The sequence below is a fragment of the Pseudomonas sp. DW-iso3 genome, from assembly GCF_058725305.1.
Genome location: NZ_JBZXDZ010000004.1, coordinates 536,150 through 554,179 on the forward strand (window position 1 = coordinate 536,150; position 18,030 = coordinate 554,179).

At 61.4% G+C, this 18,030-nt stretch carries 15 protein-coding genes and 1 pseudogene; 8 read left to right on the plus strand and 8 right to left on the minus strand.

Annotation, left to right across the window (positions count from 1 at the left end; genetic code table 11):
• Positions 1-117 precede the first annotated feature (117 nt).
• From AC4PS7_RS14515 to AC4PS7_RS14525, 3 genes are all read right to left on the minus strand, one after another.
• Entirely contained in the window at positions 118-759 is a 642-nt protein-coding gene (locus tag AC4PS7_RS14515; RefSeq protein WP_010210806.1) for a DUF1345 domain-containing protein, read from the minus strand.
• A gap of 151 nt (positions 760-910) precedes the next feature.
• Entirely contained in the window at positions 911-4,003 is a 3,093-nt protein-coding gene (locus AC4PS7_RS14520) for a multidrug efflux RND transporter permease subunit (protein ID WP_492179524.1), read from the minus strand.
• A 6-nt stretch (positions 4,004-4,009) separates the two neighbouring features.
• Entirely contained in the window at positions 4,010-5,152 is a 1,143-nt protein-coding gene (locus tag AC4PS7_RS14525; RefSeq protein WP_137206284.1) for an efflux RND transporter periplasmic adaptor subunit, read from the minus strand.
• Between the two features lie 287 nt (positions 5,153-5,439).
• Here AC4PS7_RS14525 and AC4PS7_RS14530 point away from each other — a divergent pair, with 287 nt between their 5' ends.
• Positions 5,440-6,141 (plus strand): response regulator, encoded by a 702-nt coding sequence (locus AC4PS7_RS14530; protein ID WP_010210801.1) that lies wholly within the window; start codon positions 5,440-5,442, stop codon positions 6,139-6,141.
• Between the two features lie 3 nt (positions 6,142-6,144).
• A complete protein-coding gene (locus AC4PS7_RS14535) occupies positions 6,145-7,446 on the plus strand; it encodes an ATP-binding protein (RefSeq protein ID WP_010210799.1) in 1,302 nt (433 codons plus the stop codon).
• Here AC4PS7_RS14535 and AC4PS7_RS14540 read toward each other — a convergent pair whose 3' ends face one another.
• The gene (locus AC4PS7_RS14540; protein WP_010210798.1) at positions 7,447-8,115 is read right to left on the minus strand and encodes an anti-sigma factor; all 669 of its coding nucleotides are present in this window, start codon (positions 8,113-8,115) and stop codon (positions 7,447-7,449) included.
• Positions 8,112-8,627, minus strand: coding sequence for a sigma-70 family RNA polymerase sigma factor (locus tag AC4PS7_RS14545; protein WP_010210797.1), 516 nt, complete (start codon positions 8,625-8,627; stop codon positions 8,112-8,114). Before AC4PS7_RS14545 ends, AC4PS7_RS14540 begins: the two co-directional genes overlap by 4 nt.
• Before the next feature lie 43 nt (positions 8,628-8,670).
• Here AC4PS7_RS14545 and AC4PS7_RS14550 point away from each other — a divergent pair.
• A pseudogene (locus tag AC4PS7_RS14550) lies at positions 8,671-8,757 on the plus strand (outer membrane lipoprotein carrier protein LolA); the annotation flags it as partial.
• 40 nt (positions 8,758-8,797) lie between these two features.
• On the opposite strand, the gene AC4PS7_RS14555 reads toward AC4PS7_RS14550, so the two are convergent.
• A complete protein-coding gene (locus AC4PS7_RS14555; protein ID WP_010210793.1) occupies positions 8,798-9,319 on the minus strand; it encodes a DUF3455 domain-containing protein in 522 nt (173 codons plus the stop codon).
• Positions 9,320-9,457: 138 nt separating this feature from the next.
• On the opposite strand from AC4PS7_RS14555, the gene AC4PS7_RS14560 reads away from it, so the two are divergent.
• Both AC4PS7_RS14560 and AC4PS7_RS14565 read left to right on the plus strand, forming a co-directional pair.
• Positions 9,458-10,228 (plus strand): class I SAM-dependent methyltransferase, encoded by a 771-nt coding sequence (locus tag AC4PS7_RS14560; RefSeq protein WP_021491778.1) that lies wholly within the window; start codon positions 9,458-9,460, stop codon positions 10,226-10,228.
• A 91-nt stretch (positions 10,229-10,319) separates the two neighbouring features.
• Positions 10,320-11,105 (plus strand): sulfite exporter TauE/SafE family protein, encoded by a 786-nt coding sequence (locus AC4PS7_RS14565; protein WP_010210788.1) that lies wholly within the window; start codon positions 10,320-10,322, stop codon positions 11,103-11,105.
• Between the two features lie 189 nt (positions 11,106-11,294).
• Here the strand turns inward: AC4PS7_RS14565 and AC4PS7_RS14570 are convergent, their stop codons facing one another.
• Positions 11,295-12,533 (minus strand): acyl-CoA dehydrogenase family protein, encoded by a 1,239-nt coding sequence (locus AC4PS7_RS14570; protein WP_042571569.1) that lies wholly within the window; start codon positions 12,531-12,533, stop codon positions 11,295-11,297.
• 253 nt (positions 12,534-12,786) lie between these two features.
• On the opposite strand from AC4PS7_RS14570, the gene sfnG reads away from it, so the two are divergent.
• Positions 12,787-13,872 carry a dimethylsulfone monooxygenase SfnG gene (gene sfnG / locus AC4PS7_RS14575; RefSeq protein WP_021491776.1) on the plus strand — a complete coding sequence of 362 codons (1,086 nt, stop codon included), beginning with the start codon at positions 12,787-12,789 and terminating at the stop codon, positions 13,870-13,872.
• Here sfnG and AC4PS7_RS14580 read toward each other — a convergent pair.
• Positions 13,856-14,956: a GNAT family N-acetyltransferase/peptidase C39 family protein gene (locus AC4PS7_RS14580; RefSeq protein WP_044287057.1), complete on the minus strand. Its 1,101-nt coding sequence runs from the start codon at positions 14,954-14,956 to the stop codon at positions 13,856-13,858. The genes sfnG and AC4PS7_RS14580 overlap by 17 nt on opposite strands.
• A 94-nt stretch (positions 14,957-15,050) precedes the next feature.
• On the opposite strand from AC4PS7_RS14580, the gene AC4PS7_RS14585 reads away from it, so the two are divergent.
• Together AC4PS7_RS14585 and AC4PS7_RS14590 are read left to right on the plus strand one after the other, a co-directional pair.
• Positions 15,051-16,637, plus strand: coding sequence for a RimK family ATP-grasp domain-containing protein (locus AC4PS7_RS14585; RefSeq protein WP_042571568.1), 1,587 nt, complete (start codon positions 15,051-15,053; stop codon positions 16,635-16,637).
• 7 nt (positions 16,638-16,644) lie between these two features.
• Complete coding sequence (locus tag AC4PS7_RS14590) at positions 16,645-17,583, plus strand: magnesium transporter CorA family protein (RefSeq protein ID WP_010210779.1); 939 nt, start codon at positions 16,645-16,647, stop codon at positions 17,581-17,583.
• Positions 17,584-18,030 lie beyond the last annotated feature (447 nt).

Consider the following 18,030-nt stretch of genomic DNA (forward strand, 5'->3'; position numbering starts at 1 on the left):
GTGTTGGCTTCCTCGGATAAGTCGATTCAGTTGTGCGTGCCCATAAGGCACCGAGACGGACTAAGTGAAGCGATTAGCGCCCAGCGTGTGTGGGGCGTCTAGCAGGTGTGTGCCGTGTCAGCCGAACAGTCCGGCGGCAATATTGATCGAAAACCCCAGGATCGCCGTGTTGAACAAAAAACCGATCAACGATTGGCCCAGCACCACTTTGCGCATGGCCCGGGTGGCGACGCCCACATCGGAGGTCTGCACCGCTACACCGATGGTGAAGGAAAAGTACAGGAAGTCCCAGTAATTGGGCGTAGTCAGGCCCTCGGCAAAGCGCAACGCCGGTTCCTTGCCGTCCCAGGTGTAGTAAAGGCGGGCGTAGTGCACGCTGAAAATCACCCCGATCAGCAACCACGATCCGATCACCGTCAACCCGGTGAACCCGTAGTGCAGCAGGCGCTCGGCATTGGCCAGATCCTTGCTGCCCACCAGCTCGAACGTGATGGTCGCCAGGCTGGCAATGGCGGCGATGCATACCGTGAACAGCACCAGGCCGGCATTTTCATCTTCGATCTCGGCGATGCGCTTTACGTCCTCGGCCTTGGCGCGGCGGGTCAGCCACAGCATCAGCACCAGGTAGGTCCAGACGCCGGCGTTCCAGCCGATGAGGACTTTGCTGACCAGCGTGTCGGCCGGCACCAGGATGCCCACGGCAATCCCGAACACGGCGGCGGCGGAGAGGCGAGGGTGGGTGCGGGCGAGGAAGGGCATGAGGGCTCACAAATCACGGTATGTGAGCAGACTGTACCCGATCCTTATGGGAGCTGGCTTGCCTGCGATGCAGCCACCTCGGTATATCAGGCATACCGAGTTGATGCCATCGCAGGCAAGCCAGCTCCCACAGGGGAAAGGGAAAATTGTGCTAGCGGCTTTTTTTCTTCACCAACTTCATCACCACCACAAAGAACACTGGCACAAACACCACTGCCAGCGTCGCCGTGATCATCCCGCCAATCACCCCCGTACCAATCGCTTGCTGACTGGCCGAGCTGGCGCCGGTTGCAATCGCCAGCGGCACCACGCCGAGGCTGAACGCCAGGGATGTCATGATGATCGGCCGCAGGCGCAAGCGCGCAGCTTTCAAGGTAGCGGTGACCAGGTCTTCACCCTGGTCATACAGGTCCTTGGCGAACTCGATGATCAGGATCGCGTTCTTCGCCGACAGGCCGATGATGGTGATCAGGCCGACCTTGAAAAACACATCGTTGGGCATGCCGCGCAAGCCCACCGCGATGACGGCACCGAGAACACCGAGCGGCACCACCAGCAATACCGAGGTGGGGATCGACCAGCTTTCATACAGCGCCGCCAGGCACAGGAACACGATCAACAGCGACAAGCCCAACAGCAAGGGCGCTTGAGCGCCGGACAGACGTTCCTGCAACGACAAACCGGTCCATTCCTGGCCCAGGCCTGCCGGCAACTGGCTGACCAGGCGCTGGATCTCGTCCATCGCTTCACCGGTACTGTGGCCCGGTGCCGCTTCGCCGGAAATCGCGATGGCCGGGTAGCCGTTGTAGCGGGTCAGCTGCGTCGGGCCCTGGGTCCATTTGGCTTCGACAAAGGCCGACAGCGGTACCATCTTGCCGGCGTTGTTGCGCACGTTGATTTTCATCAAATCCGCCACCTGGCTGCGCTGGTCGCCTTCGGCTTGTACCACCACCCGCTGCATGCGGCCCTGGTTGGGGAAGTCGTTGATGTAGGCCGAGCCGATGGCCGAGGACAGCACATTGCCCACGTCGGCGAAGGACACGCCCAGCGCATTGGCCTGCTTGCGGTCCACCTGCAACTGCACTTGCGGGGCTTCGGCCAGGGCGCTTTCGCGGACGTTGGCCAGGATCGGGCTTTTCTCAGCGGCAGCCAGCAATTCGGTACGCGCCGCCATCAATGCGGCATGGCCGACGCCCCCCCGGTCCTGCAGGCGGAACTCGAAACCACTGGACGTGCCCAGGCCGTCCACCGGCGGCGGCAGGACCGCGTAGGCAATCGCATCCTTGAGCTCGCTGAAGGCCATGTTGGCGCGGTCGGCAATCGACGAAGCCGAATCATCGCTGCTGCGCTCAGACCAATCCTTGAGCGTGGTAAACGCCAGCGCCGCGTTCTGTCCCGAACCGGAGAAGCTGAAGCCCATGATCATGGTGGTGTCGCCCACCCCAGGTTCCTCGGCGTTGTGCGCTTCGATCTGCTCGGCCACCTGCACCGTGCGGTTCTTGCTCGCGCCCGGCGGTAGCTGGATGTCGGTGATGGTGTAACCCTGGTCTTCCACCGGTAGGAAGGAGGAAGGCAGGCGGCTGAACATCCAGCCCAGGCCTACCAGCAGCACCAGGTAGATCAGCAGGTAACGGCCGCTACGCTTGAGGGCATAGGCTACCCAGCCTTCATAGCGGTCGGTGAGCTGTTCAAAGCGCGTGTTGAACCAGCCGAAGAAACCGCCCTTGGCATGGTGCTCGCCCTTGGCGATCGGCTTGAGCAATGTGGCGCACAGCGCCGGGGTCAAGGTCAGGGCGAGGAACGCCGAGAACAGGATTGAGGTGGCCATCGACAACGAGAACTGCTGGTAGATAACCCCCACTGAACCGGCCATGAACGCCATCGGCAGGAACACCGCCACCAGCACCAGGGTGATGCCGATGATGGCCCCGGTGATCTGGCCCATGGCCTTTTTCGTCGCTTCCTTGGGCGACAGGCCCTCGGTGGCCATGATGCGCTCGACGTTCTCCACCACCACAATGGCGTCGTCCACCAGGATACCGATGGCCAATACCATGCCGAACATGGTCAGTACGTTGATCGAGAAGCCCAGCAACAGCATGGTGGCAAAGGTGCCCATCAGGGCAATCGGCACCACCAGCGTCGGGATCAAGGTATAGCGCACGTTCTGCAGGAACAGGAACATCACCGCAAACACCAGCGCCATCGCTTCGAGCAGGGTATAGACCACCTTGGTGATCGAGACCTTGACGAATGGCGAGGTGTCGTACGGGATCTTGTACTCCACATTGGCCGGGAAGTAGCGCGACAGCTCGTCCATTTTCGCCCGCACCAACGTCGCGGTGTTCAGGGCGTTGGCGCCCGGCGACAGCTGTACGCTGACGGCGGTGGACGGCTTGCCGTTCAGGCGTGTGGAGAACTGGTATTCCTGGCTGCCCACTTCAACCCGCGCCACATCGCCGATGCGCACGGTCGAACCGTCCGGGTTGGCTTTTAGCACGATATCGGCAAACTCGGCGGGCGTCGAAAGCTGGCCCTTGACCAGGATTGCAGCGGTGATTTCCTGGGTGTTGGTGCCGGGCAAATCCCCGATGCTGCCGGCCGAGACCTGGGCGTTCTGCGCGCTGATCGCAGCGTTCACGTCGGCCGGCGTCAGGTTGAAGCCGATCAATTTCTGCGGGTCGATCCAGACGCGCATGGCGCGCTCGGCACCATACAGCTGGGCCTTGCCCACACCGTCGAGGCGCTTGAGTTCGTTCATCACGTTGCGCGCCAGGTAATCACTCAGCGCCACGTCATTGAGCTTGCCGTCGTTGGAGGTGAGCGTTACCAGCAGCAGGAAGCCGGCGGAGACTTTCTCCACCTGCAAGCCTTGCTGGGTCACCGCCTGCGGCAGGCGCGGCTCGACCGCCTTGAGGCGGTTCTGCACGTCCACCTGAGCCATTTCCGGGTTGGTGCCCGGCTGGAAGGTGGCGGTGATGGTGGCCGAACCGAGGCTGCTCTGGGACTCGAAATACAGCAGGTGATCGGCGCCGTTGAGCTCCTGCTCGATCAGGCTCACCACGCTTTCATCCAGGGTCTGCGCCGATGCACCGGGGTACACCGCGTAGATCTCCACTTTCGGCGGCGCGACGTTGGGGTACTGCGCCACCGGCAGTTGCGGGATCGCCAGCAAGCCGGCCAGCAGGATAAACAGGGCGACCACCCAGGCGAAGATCGGGCGGTCAATAAAGAACTGCGGCATGACGGGTTATTCCTTCACGAGCGGGCTGTCGTCCACTTCAACTTTTTCACCGGGGCGCGCGTGTTGCAGGCCTTCGACGATGATGCGGTCACCGGGCTTGAGGCCGCTGCTGACGAGCCAGCGATCGTTGATCACCGCCCCCAGCTCGACCGGCTGTTGGCTCACGGTCTGCTCGGCGTCCAGCAGCAACACCATCGGGATACCGGCGCTGTCACGGGTGATGGCGCGTTGCGGCACGCTGATGCCTTGTTTGTCGACCGCTTGTTCCAGGCGCACCCGCACAAAGCTGCCGGGCAGCAGGTCGAGGTCGGGGTTGGGGAACTCGCTGCGCAGGATGATTTGCCCGGTGCCAGGGTCGACACTGATCTCGGCAAACAGCAACTTGCCCGGCAATGGGTAGAGGCTGCCGTCGTCCTCGATCAGCGTAGCCTTGGCCTGGTCCTGGCCGACCTGCTTCAAGCTGCCGGCGCGGAAGGCGCGGCGCAGGTCGTTCAGTTCGCGGGTGGACTGGGTGAGGTCGGCGTGGATCGGATCCAGTTGCTGGATGAGCGCCAGCGGTGTGGCCTCGTTCTGGCCGACCAGCGCGCCTTCGGTGACCAGCGCCCGACCAATGCGCCCGGAAATCGGGGCGGTCACGGTGGCGTAGCCCAGGTTCAAGCGCGCGCGTTCGACGGCGGCTTTGTTGGCGGCGACCTCGGCGTTGGTCTGGCGCACGGCGGCGCGGGCGTTGTCGTAGTCCTGGCCGCTGATGGCATTGCCTTCCACCAACTGGCTGTAGCGCTGTTCCTGCAGGCGCGCCTTGAAGGCATCGGCCTCGGCCTTGCTCAGGTTGGCCTGGGCGCTGTCGAGGTCGGCCTTGAACGGTGCGGGGTCAATGCGAAACAGCACGTCGCCCTGTTTGACATCATGGCCTTCCTTGAACACCCGTTGCATCACCACGCCTGCGACCCGTGCGCGCACTTCGGCGATACGCGGCGCGGCAATGCGCCCGCTGAGTTCGCTGGTGATGGCCAGGGGCTTGGCTTCAAGGGTTTCGACGCGCACTTTGGCCAGGGGCATTTCCGGCGCCTCGGCGGCGGAGTCGCCACATGCGCTCAGGGCCAGGGTGAGGGCCAGCAGGCAAAATGGCGCAAACAGATTCTTCGACATGCTTTTATCCCAATATTGACTGGCGCATCCTAAAGTCACCTGCGCCTTGGTGCTGTGAAGCTGTGTAGCTCGTCTGTGAAGAAATGTAAGGTGCGACCCATAGTCGGCAGAGGGCGTATATCCTTGCACAATCCTGCAAACAGCAACGATCAATGTGGGGGGCGGGCTTGCCCGTGAAAGCGGTATATCAGCCAAAAAATCTGCTCACTGAACCACTGCTTTCGCGAGCAAGCCCGCTCCCACAAGGGTCTGTGCACAGCCGACGAACCGCATTATTTGGAAACACCATGCCCAACATCCTCCTGGTGGAAGACGACGCCGCACTCTCCGAGCTGATTGCCAGCTATCTGGAACGCAATGGCTACCACGTCAGCGTGCTCAGCCGTGGCGACCACGTCCGCGAACGCGCGCGCCTCAACCCGCCGGACCTGGTGATCCTCGACCTGATGCTGCCCGGCCTCGACGGCCTGCAAGTCTGCCGCCTGTTGCGCGCTGACTCGGCGGGCCTGCCGATCCTGATGCTCACCGCCCGCGACGACAGCCACGACCAGGTGTTGGGCCTGGAAATGGGCGCCGACGACTACGTGACCAAGCCTTGCGAGCCACGGGTATTGCTGGCGCGGGTGCGCACGTTATTACGGCGCAGCAGTTTGTCCGAGCCCCAGGTGGCCAACGATCAGATCATCATGGGCAACCTGTGCATCGACCTGTCGGAGCGCACGGTGACCTGGCGTGAGCAGCCGGTGGAGCTGTCCAGCGGCGAGTACAACCTGCTGGTGGTGCTGGCGCGGCATGCAGGCGAAGTGCTGAGCCGCGACCAGATCCTGCAACGCCTGCGGGGCATCGAATTCAATGGCACTGACCGTTCGGTGGACGTGGCCATCTCCAAGCTGCGCCGCAAGTTCGACGACAACGCCGGTGAGGCGCGCAAAATCAAGACGGTGTGGGGCAAGGGCTACCTGTTCAGCCGTTCCGAGTGGGAATGCTGAGCCATGTTTCGTGTATTGCTGCGCCTCTACCTGATCACCATCGTCACCTACAGCCTGGCGATCTACTTGATCCCGTCGCTGGTGATCCAGCTGTTCGAACACCGCTACATGAACTACAACATCGAGCAGACCCGCGGCCAGCAGAAGCTGATCGTCAAGCAATACCTGCGGGCGCCGGTGGAGCGCTGGTCCCAGGTCACCGAGCAACTCGGTCGTGATTTCGCGCCGCTGAAAGTGCAGTTGTTGCTGCGCCAGGACGCCAGCTACACCCCGGCCGAAGAGACGCTGCTGGAACGCGGCAAGTCGGTGGTCCGGCTGGGGGAATGGGGTTGGATGGAGGAAATCAGCTCGCCGATCAATGAGCAGTTCGTGGTCAAGCTGACTGTACCGCCCGATCCGATGGACATGAATGTGCTGTACTGGGCGATCAACGTGCTGATCGTCGCTGCACTGCTGGCCTGCCTGCTGGTGTGGTTGCGCCCGCACTGGCGCGATCTGGAACGCCTGAAAAGCACCGCCGCGCAATTGGGCCAAGGCAACCTGGCCGAGCGCACGGGTATTCCGGCCAGTTCCAGCATCGGCAGCCTGGCCTCGGTGTTCGACACCATGGCCGACGACATCGAGCACCTGCTCAACCAGCAGCGCGACCTGCTCAACGCGGTCTCCCATGAGCTGCGCACGCCGCTCACGCGCCTGGATTTCGGCCTCGCCCTGGCGCTTTCCGAGGACTTGCCCGAGGCCAGCCGCGAACGCCTGCAAAGCCTGGTGGCGCATATCCGCGAACTGGATGAGTTGGTACTGGAGTTGTTGTCCTACAGCCGCCTGCAAAACCCGGCGCAGCTGCCGGAGCGGGTCGAGGTGGTGCTCGATGAGTTCATCGACAGCGTGCTGGGCAGCGTCGATGACGAACTGGAAAACCCCGAGATCGTCATCGACGTCGCGCTCGACTGCGCCGTAGAGCGCTTCAGCCTCGATCCGCGCCTCACTGCTCGTGCCTTGCAGAACCTGCTGCGCAATGCCACGCGTTACTGCGACAAGCGCATCCAGGTTGGGGTGAAGGTGTGTGCCAAGGGCTGTGAAATCTGGGTGGACGACGACGGTATCGGCATCCCCGTGGACCAGCGCGAGCGCATCTTCGAGCCGTTCTACCGGCTCGACCGCAGCCGCGACCGCGCTACCGGCGGGTTTGGCCTGGGCCTGGCCATCAGCCGGCGCGCCCTGGAAGCCCAGGGCGGCACCTTGACGGCATTGGCTTCACCGCTGGGCGGTGCGCGGTTTCGCGTGTGGTTGCCCACCGTCGCCTGATCAGAGCACTTTGACCGCGCGGCCGATCGCCTGGATCGGCCCAGTGGGTTTGCCGGTCGGCGAACCGCGCGGGTCTTCCAGGGTCAGTTCGAACAATTGGTTCTGAGTCAGCGGTGGCAGCTTGTCCAATGGCACCGACAGCGTCTGCCCCGGCGTGACCAGGCCCAAGGATACCGGTCCCTGCCAGCCGTCGCCCTTGGTCCAGAACTGCAGGGCCTTGTCGGCCGGCACTTCCATGACGCCCAACGGGATCAACTGAATCTGCTGATCATTGCTGGCCTGGATCACCCAGCCCGGTGCCTGGCTTTGAGGCGCCACCAGCACCACCACGAAGCTTGGGGCGGCAGTGGGCGGGCGGGTCAGCAGCAACCCGGCCAGCACCAGCGTGGTCAACAGCCCAGCACCGGCCAGGCCGCGCCACACTGCCAGCAGGTCCCACCAGCGTGTACCGGCACTGGCAATATTGCGTTCGATACGCCGCCACAGCTCAGAGGAGGGCGGCACGGGCTCCGCCAAGGCCGTCAGCGGCAACAGGCGTTGCTCCCAGGCGTCCACGGCAGCGCGTAGTTCGGAATCGTGTTTGAGGCGTTGTTCGACTTCAGCGCGCTGTTCGCCGGGCAGGGTGCCCAGCACGTATTCGCTGGCCAGTTCGTCCAGTGGGTTGCTCATGCCATGCACTCCCGCAGCGCGGCGAGGCTACGTTTGATCCAGGCCTTGACGGTCCCCAGCGGGGTGTCGAGTTTCTGGGCGATTTCGCTGTGGGAATAACCGTCGACATAGGCATGCAGGATGCACGTGCGACGGACCGGGTCGAGTTGCTCAAGGCAGGTGTGCACTTGCCCTGAGCGTGCAGTGAATTCAAACGTGTCGGTTGCAGCGACCTGTTCGTGTTCATCGCTCAACGGGACTTCGCGGTATTGGTTTCGTACGAAGTTGAGCGCCAGGTGCCGGGTCACACTGAACACCCAGCCACGGGCCGAGCCGCGACTGGGGTCAAAACTGCCGGCACCGCGCCAGATCTTGATAAACGCATCGTGCACGATATCTTCGGCCAAGGATCTGTTCCTGGCGATGCGCATCGCTACGCCGAGCAGATGGCTGCTTTCCTGCTCGTAGAGTTGGCGCAAGGCGCGTTGATCGCCACGGGCGCAGGCCTGCAGACAGGCTTCGTAATCAAACACGTATCACCGTCCCCTCAATTGCTGAACCCCTGTAGGAGCGAGATTGCTCGCGAAAAACGTTAACGAAAACGTGGGCATTCAGGCTGTCCGTGGCGCTCTCAGGTTCTTCGCGAGCAAGCTCGCTCCTACAAGGTATGTAGGCAGTTTCGGGGCAGCGTAGCTCAGTTTGCTCAGTTGGCCGCCCAGAAGATGTAATCGGCCTGGTATTTCACCACTTCCTGCTTGCCTTTGTTGGCTGCCGTGCACTCTGTGTTCGGTGCCACGCCGCCCTTGAGGGCCACGCGCTGGATGTAACTCACGCCGCTCATCACGCCTTTGCCTTCAGCGGGGTTGGCCTTGACCAATTGATACGGCAAGTTGCCCGCGCCCGATGGCGCCACGGCCAATTGGGTGCCGGTGATTGTCGAACCGTCCTTGGCCTGCCAGGTGGCCGGTGGGCCAAAGTAGGTGCCGACTTGCTTGCCGCTGCGGTCATTCAACACCGCTTTTGGCCCGACAAACGTCCACTCGGTCTGGCCGGCGGCGTTGGCCTTGTCGCGGCACTCGTAGGTGATTTCGCCGACGCCGGTGGTTTCCAGCGCCACCTTGTGGCCGTCCGGCACCTTGATGCTGTCAGGCAAGCCGGTCTGGGCGAATGCGGCCGGCGCGGCGGCCAGCAGTGTAGTGAGGCAGAACAGTGCTTTAGCGTTCATGGGTACTTCTCCATTTCAGTAAAACAGCGGGGTTTCTGAAAGGACTACCCATGGCGCGTACGATTGGATGCAGCGATTAGAAAATAAAGGTGAGAGGGCGCACACTGTGCCCCCGCTTTACCCGAGGAGAGATTGGCAATGACTGGTGTACACACGTCTGCTCAACAAGGTTTCTCTACCCAGGCCGTCACCTACGCCCAAGGCCGGCCGGACTACCCCAGGCAACTCACGGGCTGGCTCGCCGACACACTGCGCATCGATGCACAATCGAGCGTGATCGACCTGGGCGCCGGCACTGGCAAATTCACCCGCCTGCTCAGCACCCTGGCACCGACATTGACCGCCGTCGAGCCGGTCGCGGCCATGGGCGCGCAGTTGACCAAACTGTTGCCGGATGTGCGCCTGGTCAATGGCACTGCTGAGTCTATCCCACTGCCCTCTGCCAGCGCCGACGCAGTGGTGTGTGCCCAGGCGTTCCACTGGTTTTCCACTGAAGCCGCGCTCGCAGAAATCCATCGCGTACTCAAACCTGACGGTCGGCTTGGCCTGGTGTGGAATGTCCGCGATGAGTCGGTGGATTGGGTCGCCGCCATCACCGAGATTATCACCCCGTACGAGGGTGATACGCCGCGCTTTCATACGGGGCGTTGGCGTGAGGCCTTCACCGGCGAGTATTTTTCCGACCCCGAAGTAACCTGTTTTCCCTACAGTCATGTCGGCAGCCCTCAGGAAGTGATCATGGACCGCTTCCTTTCCGTGAGCTTTATTGCCGCGCTGCCGGATGCACCCAAGGCGGTAGTGACTGCGCAATTGCAGGCCTTGATTGATACGCATCCGGCGTTGAAGGGGCGCGACACGGTGGCCTTTCCGTATCAGACCCAGGCTTATGTCTGTCACCGTCTGAGCTAAAAGGCATAAAGTCAGATCACATTGATATAAGTCGTTATAAGAAAAATCGCTATCCTGCGGCCAGAAATTTATAAGGCCGCAGGTAGCTGTGATGGATGTGGGTAATTTTGGTTTTGTAATTGCTGGCCTGATCGTTGGTTTTATCGTGGGCATGACCGGTGTGGGTGGGGGCTCGTTGATGACCCCGATCCTGCTGTGGTTCGGCATCAACCCGGCCACCGCCGTGGGCACTGACCTGCTGTATGCCGCCATCACCAAGTCGGGTGGGGTGTTGGTGCACAGCAAGAACAAGAATATCGATTGGGCCATCACCGGCTGGCTGACCCTGGGTAGCGTGCCGGCGGTGTTGTTGACGCTGTGGTTCCTGGCCAGTCTGCATACCGACCCCAGTGTGATGAATGCGGTGATCAAGCAGGCGCTCGGTGTAGTGTTGCTACTGACGGCCTTGGCGATTCTGTTCAAGAAAAGTCTGTTGGCGTTTGCCCAGCGGCATGCGGGTGATAGCTATCACATGAGCCCGCGGAACCTGAATGCGCTGACAGTGGTGACTGGCGCGGTCCTCGGAACCATGGTGGCGCTGACGTCCATCGGTGCTGGTGCGCTGGGAACGGTGGCGTTGTTTATTCTGTATCCGTTCCTGGCTACGCGGCGATTGGTGGGGACTGAAATCGCGCATGCTGTGCCGCTGACCCTGGTGGCGGGGTTGGGGCATGCCAGCATGGGGAATATGGACTGGCATTTGTTGGGGTTTTTGTTGATGGGGTCGTTGCCGGGAATCTATGTCGGCAGCCATATGACGGGCAAGCTTCCGGATGGGGTGTTGCGGCCTTGTTTGGCGGTTATGTTGATGGCGATTGGTTACAAGCTCGCGTTCTGATGTTGGCTGGGACGGCCTTAAAGCCGTCCGGTATTCAACGCCGAACTCGGTCAACATGTGGGAGCTGGCTTGCCTGCGATGGCATCACCTCGGTGTAACTGATATACCGAGTTGCCTGCATTGCTGGCAAGCCCTCCAAATCAATGTTGGATTACGGGCACACCGAGCTTAAGCGATGTGCCGAGTGACTCAGCCCCGGCCCGGCCCATTCCCAATCTGCCAGACAAACGGCGGCTCAACCCCATTAACCACCCAATCCCCCACAATCCGCGCCTTATAAATCACCGGATTATGCGACGACACCGTCCGCGCATTCCGCCAATGCCGGTCCAGCGCCTTACCCTGACGCACATCCGACGCCCCCAGGGCATTGAACAACTCACTGGTGGCACGCTGAATCAACCCCGACACCACCACCTGCGCCGTGGCCGACTCAATCTCGGCCGCTACATTGGCTTCACGCTCAACAATATCATCCCCCCCAAACCGCGCCAGGTACGCCCGTTGCGCCGGCAACGTGGCTTTCAACGCGCTTGCCTCGGCGGCATAAACCAGCGCCGCCACTTCGCCCACTACCTGTTGAACCTGCGCGTCCTGGCTGACATGGGCCGCATTGCCATGGCTGTAGATGCGCTTACGGCTGCGCACCTGGTGTGCCACGTCGCGCAGCGCCGCGCGGCCAATACCCGCCAGGCTGGCGAGCAGCACCAACTGATAGAACGCCGTCTGGTATTTGAACCGCGTAGCAAAGTCGATAACGTTGTCCGCCTCCACCACCGCATCGGTAAAGCGCGACGTGCCGCTGCCCGTGGTGCGCTGGCCAAAGCCGTCCCAATCATCACTGTGCACCACCCCAGGCTGGCGGGCGCGGGTGGCGGCAATCACATCGGCGCCGGTGTCGCTGCGTTGGGCATACACGTCGATCCAGTCGGCGAAGATGCTGCCGGTGCTGTAGAACTTTTCTCCATTGAGCTTCCAATGGTCACCGTCGGGGCTGACCTGGGTGACCACATCGCCAATGGCCACGTTACCGATTTCGGTCCAGGCGCAGCCGACGATATCGCCCTCTACGAAGCGCTTGAACCACAGGTCGCGACCGGCACTGGGCGGTGCATTCAGGCGGTCTTCGGCAAAGGCAAAGTGCCCGCGCAGGGCCTGGGGCACGTTGGAGTCGGCTTCGGCCAGTTCGATCAGCAGTTCGAACAACTGCGGCAGGGAAGCGCCCCCACCGCCGTACTCCACCGGCACGCGCACCGCGCCAAAGCCGGCGGCTTTCAGCCACTGGATCGGCTCGTGGGGCAGGGTGCGGCGCTGTTCGCGCTCTAGGGCGCCCTCGGCGATGCGCTGAAAAATCGGGCGGAAGCGTGCCGCCAGGGTCGGGTAGTCGACGCCGGTAGACAGCGGGTTGATGACGTGTTGTTCGGTCATGGGCAAGGTTCCTGGGCAGTGATCGTTACAGGGGGATTGCACAGTCCGTGCCGGGTGCCAGCGCCCGTATTTGCAAGGGTAGACCCTTCGGCAACTGTTGCCCTGGCAACAGCTGATCGACAAACCAGCACACTCTGCGACATCGTCGCCGACACCTCGAAGTCCGCCCAGAGCCCCTGGCATGGGCGTTTCACCGGCCTGGCACGCTTGCTGCTCAAGCCCTGGGTACATCCCTTTGTGCGAGGTACGTTCGATGAGTCAGCAAGCCGTGAAATTTGCCTATTGGGTGCCCAACGTCAGCGGTGGGCTGGTGGTCAGCAAGATCGAGCAACGCACCCACTGGGGCATTGATTACAACCGCAAACTGGCGCAGCTTGCCGAAGCCGCCGGTTTCGAGTACGGCCTCACCCAGATCCGTTTCACCGCCGGCTACGGCGCCGAAAACCAGCATGAGTCCGTAGCGTTCAGCCATGCGCTGCTGGCGGCGACCACCACGCTCAAGGTGATCGCCGCCATCCTGCCCGGTCCGTGGCAACCGGCGCTGGCGGCCAAGCAACTGGCGACCATCGACCAGCTCACCAACGGCCGTATCGCGGTGAATATCGTCAGCGGCTGGTTCAAGGGCGAGTTCCAGGCCATCGGCGAACATTGGCTGGAGCACGACGAGCGCTATCGTCGTTCCGAAGAGTTCATCCGTGCCCTCAAAGGCATCTGGACCCAGGACGACTTCACCTTCAAGGGCGACTTCTACCGTTTCAACGAGTACACCCTCAAGCCCAAGCCACTGGGCCAGCCGGAAGTGTTCCAGGGCGGCAGCTCGCGGGCGGCGCGGGACATGGCCGCACGGGTGTCGGACTGGTACTTCACCAACGGCAACACCCCAGAAGGCATCAAGGCTCAAGTCGACGACATTCGAGCCAAGGCGGCGGCGAATAACCATTCGGTCAAGGTCGGCGTCAACGCGTTCGTGATTGCCCGCGACACCGAGGAAGAAGCCCGTGCCGTGTTGGCGGAGATCATCGACAAGGCCGATCCGGAGGCCGTGAATGCCTTTGGTGATGCAGCCAAGCAGGCCGGCAAGGCTTCACCGGAAGGTGAGGGCAACTGGGCTAAGTCCAGCTTCGAAGACCTGGTGCAGTACAACGATGGCTTCAAGACCAACCTGATCGGCACGCCGCAGCAGGTCGCCGAGCGCATCATCGCGCTCAAGGCGGTGGGGGTGGACCTGGTGCTCGCCGGTTTCCTGCACTTCCAGGAAGAAGTCGAGTACTTCGGCAAGCGCGTGTTGCCGCTGGTGCGTGAGCTGGAGGCCAAGGCTGCGATCAAGAACGTGGCGTGAAGACCACCACCGCCGCGCGCAATTTGTTATTGCCGAACCGGCACATGCGTTCGAACTCCCCATGGCTGACCGGCAAGTGCTGGCAGTCCAGGGGCTGACGGTGCTGGCTGTGGTCAACGTCCGGGTCGTGAAGGTAGACGAAGTCATCGTCGCAGTCGGTGACTATTACCCAGTGCGGTGACTTGGATCGGGTGAGGCGGTAGCTGCTGATCAGCACCAGCGGCTGGCCGCCGTCGCGTAATACCTGGGGCAAGTCCAGCGCGCCGCCGAACACTTGCTCGACGTCACTACTCGCTAATTCCTCTTCGAAAGCCTCATGCACCAGGCGCATGACGTCCTTTTTATGCGCATCACGCACGCCATCCAAAAACAGCGGCCCGCGCACATTCACCTGCATGCGCACCGCAAAGCCCCGGCGCCAGGCGGCCAGGGCCAACCCTTGGGGGCTGCATCCGCCGTGGCCGGCGGTCATGAACACGGTGGTCGCTTCGCGCCAGATCTGCAGCTCTTCGCGGCGTTGTGCCACGCGTTTCGGCACCAGCGCGCCCATAGCCATCAGCAGGCAGGCAGCGCCACAGGTGAAGTCAGTGGTCTGCTGGTAATACGGCACGCTTTGCGGGCGCGCATCCTGATGCTGGACGATGCGTTTCTCCAGGCGCAGGGCAGCGGTGTGGTCTTCGTAGTAATCGTTGATCAGGGCAAAACGCCGGTAGCCATTGCGTTCATACAGGGCGAGGGCGCCGGGGTTGTCGGTGCGCACCTCCAGGCGCAGGTAGGCGCAGTCGTGTTCCACCGCGATGGTTTCGATACGGGCGAGCAACTGTTTGCCCAACCCCAGGCCGCGCGCGTGCTCGGCAATGGCGATGGAATACAGGCGCGCCAACGAGGTACCGCGGTGGAACAACACCAGCCCATAGCCGAGCAGTTGCCCGTCATTGTCTGCCACCAGCAACTGGCCATGGGCGCGGCTGACCATCCACTGGAAACTGCGCGATGACAGCCGGTCGGTGGTGAAACAGTGCTGTTCCAGTGCCACCAGTTCAGGCACATCGCAGGGGGTTGCAACGCGAAAGCAAAGAGCCATATGACCGCCGTAAAAGTTGCGTAACGAAACGGGACTTCTCTAAAAGATCGTGCTTAATAGAAAAGGTCGAGTTCTCTAAAGCGGATCAAATATTATGTCGGCGGTACAAGGTCATTGGCGTGAAGTATCCGAGCAAACAGTCGCGGCGACAATAACTAATACAGGTTATTTTCCCGTCCCCCTCAAAGGAACCCGTCAAGTAGTGATCATTGTCGAGCGCAAGGAAGATTGGGCCTCCTACTTCCCCAGCGAAGACATCGTCACCGCGCAGGAATACCTGGAGCAGACCCGGGAAAGCGAGACCGGCAAGCGTGTGCAGGTGATCAACCTGTGCCGCGGCTACAAGTACCTGGGGCACGGTTATTACTGCTCGCTGCTCGCCGAAGCCCGTGGGCACAAGGTAATTCCCTCGGTGCGCACCATCAGTGAACTGACCAGGAAGTCGCTGTACGGCCTGGCCCTGGACGACCTGGACAAGACCCTTGATAAAGCCCTGAATCATCACCTTTATAGCAATACCGAAGGCTTTACCCTGACACTTTATTTTGGTCGAACCAATATAGAGCCGTTGCAGGATTTGGCCCGTCAATTGTTTGAAGCCTTCCCTTGCCCGATTCTGCTAGTTGATTTCAAAAAGAATAACGGTTGGCACATAGAAGGGGTCAAGTCCGGCGTGTTGCACAAGTTGCGCGATGATCAGGAAGATCAATTTGCCCACGCCCTGGACAACTTCAGCCGCAAGATCTGGCGCCAGCCGCGCTCACGGAGACTGGCGCGTTATGACCTGGCGATCCTGCACGATCCCCAGGAGCAATTGCCGCCGTCGAATGCCAAGGCGCTGGATAATTTCATCCGCGTGGGCAAGGGCCTGGGCATCGATGTCGAGTTGATCGAGCGCAAGGACTACTCGCGCCTGGCTGAATACGATGCCTTGCTGATCCGCGAAACCACCAGCGTCGACAACCACACCTATCGCTTCGCCAAGAAAGCCGAAAGCGAAGGCCTGGTGGTGATGGACGACCCGGCGTCGATATTGCGCTGCACCAACAAGGTCTACCTTACCGACTTGCTCAACAGCCACCAACTGGGCATGCCCGCCACCGAGATCCTGTACAAGGAGCGACCGGAAGACTTCGAACGGGTCGGCGAGCGCCTGGGGTTCCCGCTGGTGTTGAAGATCCCCGACGGCTGCTTCTCGCGAGGCGTGATCAAGGTAGAAAGCCAGGACGCCTTGCTCAAGGCCACCGCCGAGTTGTTCGAGCATTCGGTGCTGTTACTGGCCCAGGAATTCTTCTACACCGAGTACGACTGGCGCATCGGCGTACTCAATCGCAAGCCGATTTTTGCCTGCCAGTACTTTATGTCCAAGGGCCATTGGCAGATCTACAACCACAAGGCCATCGGCCAGGACATCAACGGTGAGTGCCGTACGCTGGCGGTCCACGAAGCGCCCAAGGCGGTGGTGGAACTGGCGGTGAAGACCGCCAACCTGATCGGCGATGGCCTCTACGGTGTCGACCTCAAGCAGTCCGGCGACAAAGTGGTGGTGATCGAAGTCAACGACAACCCCAACCTGGACGCGGGCATTGAGGATGCCTACTTGCAGGACGACCTGTATGGGCTGGTGTTGGAGGAGTTCGTGCGACGCCTGGAGTTGAAACGTCAGGGCCAGGTTTGGTGACCCGGCGATGATTCAGCGTTTTCAACTGGCCGACGGCAAGCTGTACGGTGGGGAAAGTGACGATGCCCCGATCCTGTTGTTCAACAACCCTGACCTGGCCGAGCGCGAGTGGCTGCGCGACCACCATAAGCTCGACGAGCACGCCCTGGCTTCGGCGCTGGACCCCGACGAAGTCTCACGCATCGAGTTTCATCCGGACAATCTGTTCCTGATCTGGAAGCGCCCGGAAAACTACTCCGGCGGCGGCAACCTGGTGTTCGAGGTGTCGTCCTGCGGCCTGCTGTTTTCGCCCAGCCGCCTGCTGGTGATTGCCACCGACGAAACCCCGCTGACCGGTCTCGGCAAGCGCCGCCCACTGCACACACCGCTGGATGTGTTGCTGGACCTTTTGCTCAACAACATCCACCACTATCTGGGCCATCTCAAGGTGATCAAGCTGGTCGCCCGGGAATTGCAGCAGCAGTTCAACGCGTCCATGAGCAACCATCATCTGATGCAGATGTTCAGCCTCAGCGAAAGCCTGATCTATTACATCAACGCGCTGCACAGCAACGGCGCGGTGTTGTCGCGGCTGCGCAACCATGCCGAGAAGGAGCACTTCGACGCGGAAATCCTGGCGCTGATCGATGACCTGATCATTGAGAACCATCAGTGCTACAAACAGGCGGAGATTTATTCCAACGTGTTTTCCGGGCTGATCGATGCGCGCGGCAACCTGATGAACAACAGCATGAACAACCTGTTGCGCAAGCTCACCCTGATCAACGTGGTGTTCCTGCCGCTCAACCTGATTGCGAGCATTGGCGGCATGTCGGAGTTCAGCATGATGACCGCGGGCACGCCCTGGTGGGTGTCGTACCCGTTGTTCCTGCTGGCGATGGGGCTTGGGGCGGGCTTGATGGTGGTGGGGCTGAAGCGGATAGCGGGGGGCGCCAATGTCGTGTGAACATGCCAGCGATGCAAACACCTCTGTACATCAGGCATATCCAGTTGAGGCTATCGCAGGCAAGCCAGCTCCCACATTCGACCGAGATAGAGAGTAGGAAACGGGTCAGCTCTAAGGCCGCCGCGCTTGGCTGAGAGATCAGTCACCTCCCTGCTTTTCTGTGGGAGCTGGCTTGCCAGCGATGCAGACACCTCGGTACATCAGGCACATTCAGTCGAGGCCATCGCAGGCAAGCCAGCTCCCACATTCGACCGAGATAGAGAGTAGGAAACGGGTCAGCTCTAAGGCCGCCGCGCTTGGCTGAGAGATCAGTCACCTCCCTGCTTTTCTGTGGGAGCTGGCTTGCCAGCGATGCAGACACCTCGGTACATCAGGCACATTCAGTTGAGGCTATCGCAGGCAAGCCAGCTCCCACATTCGACCGAGATAGAGAGTAGGAAACGGGTC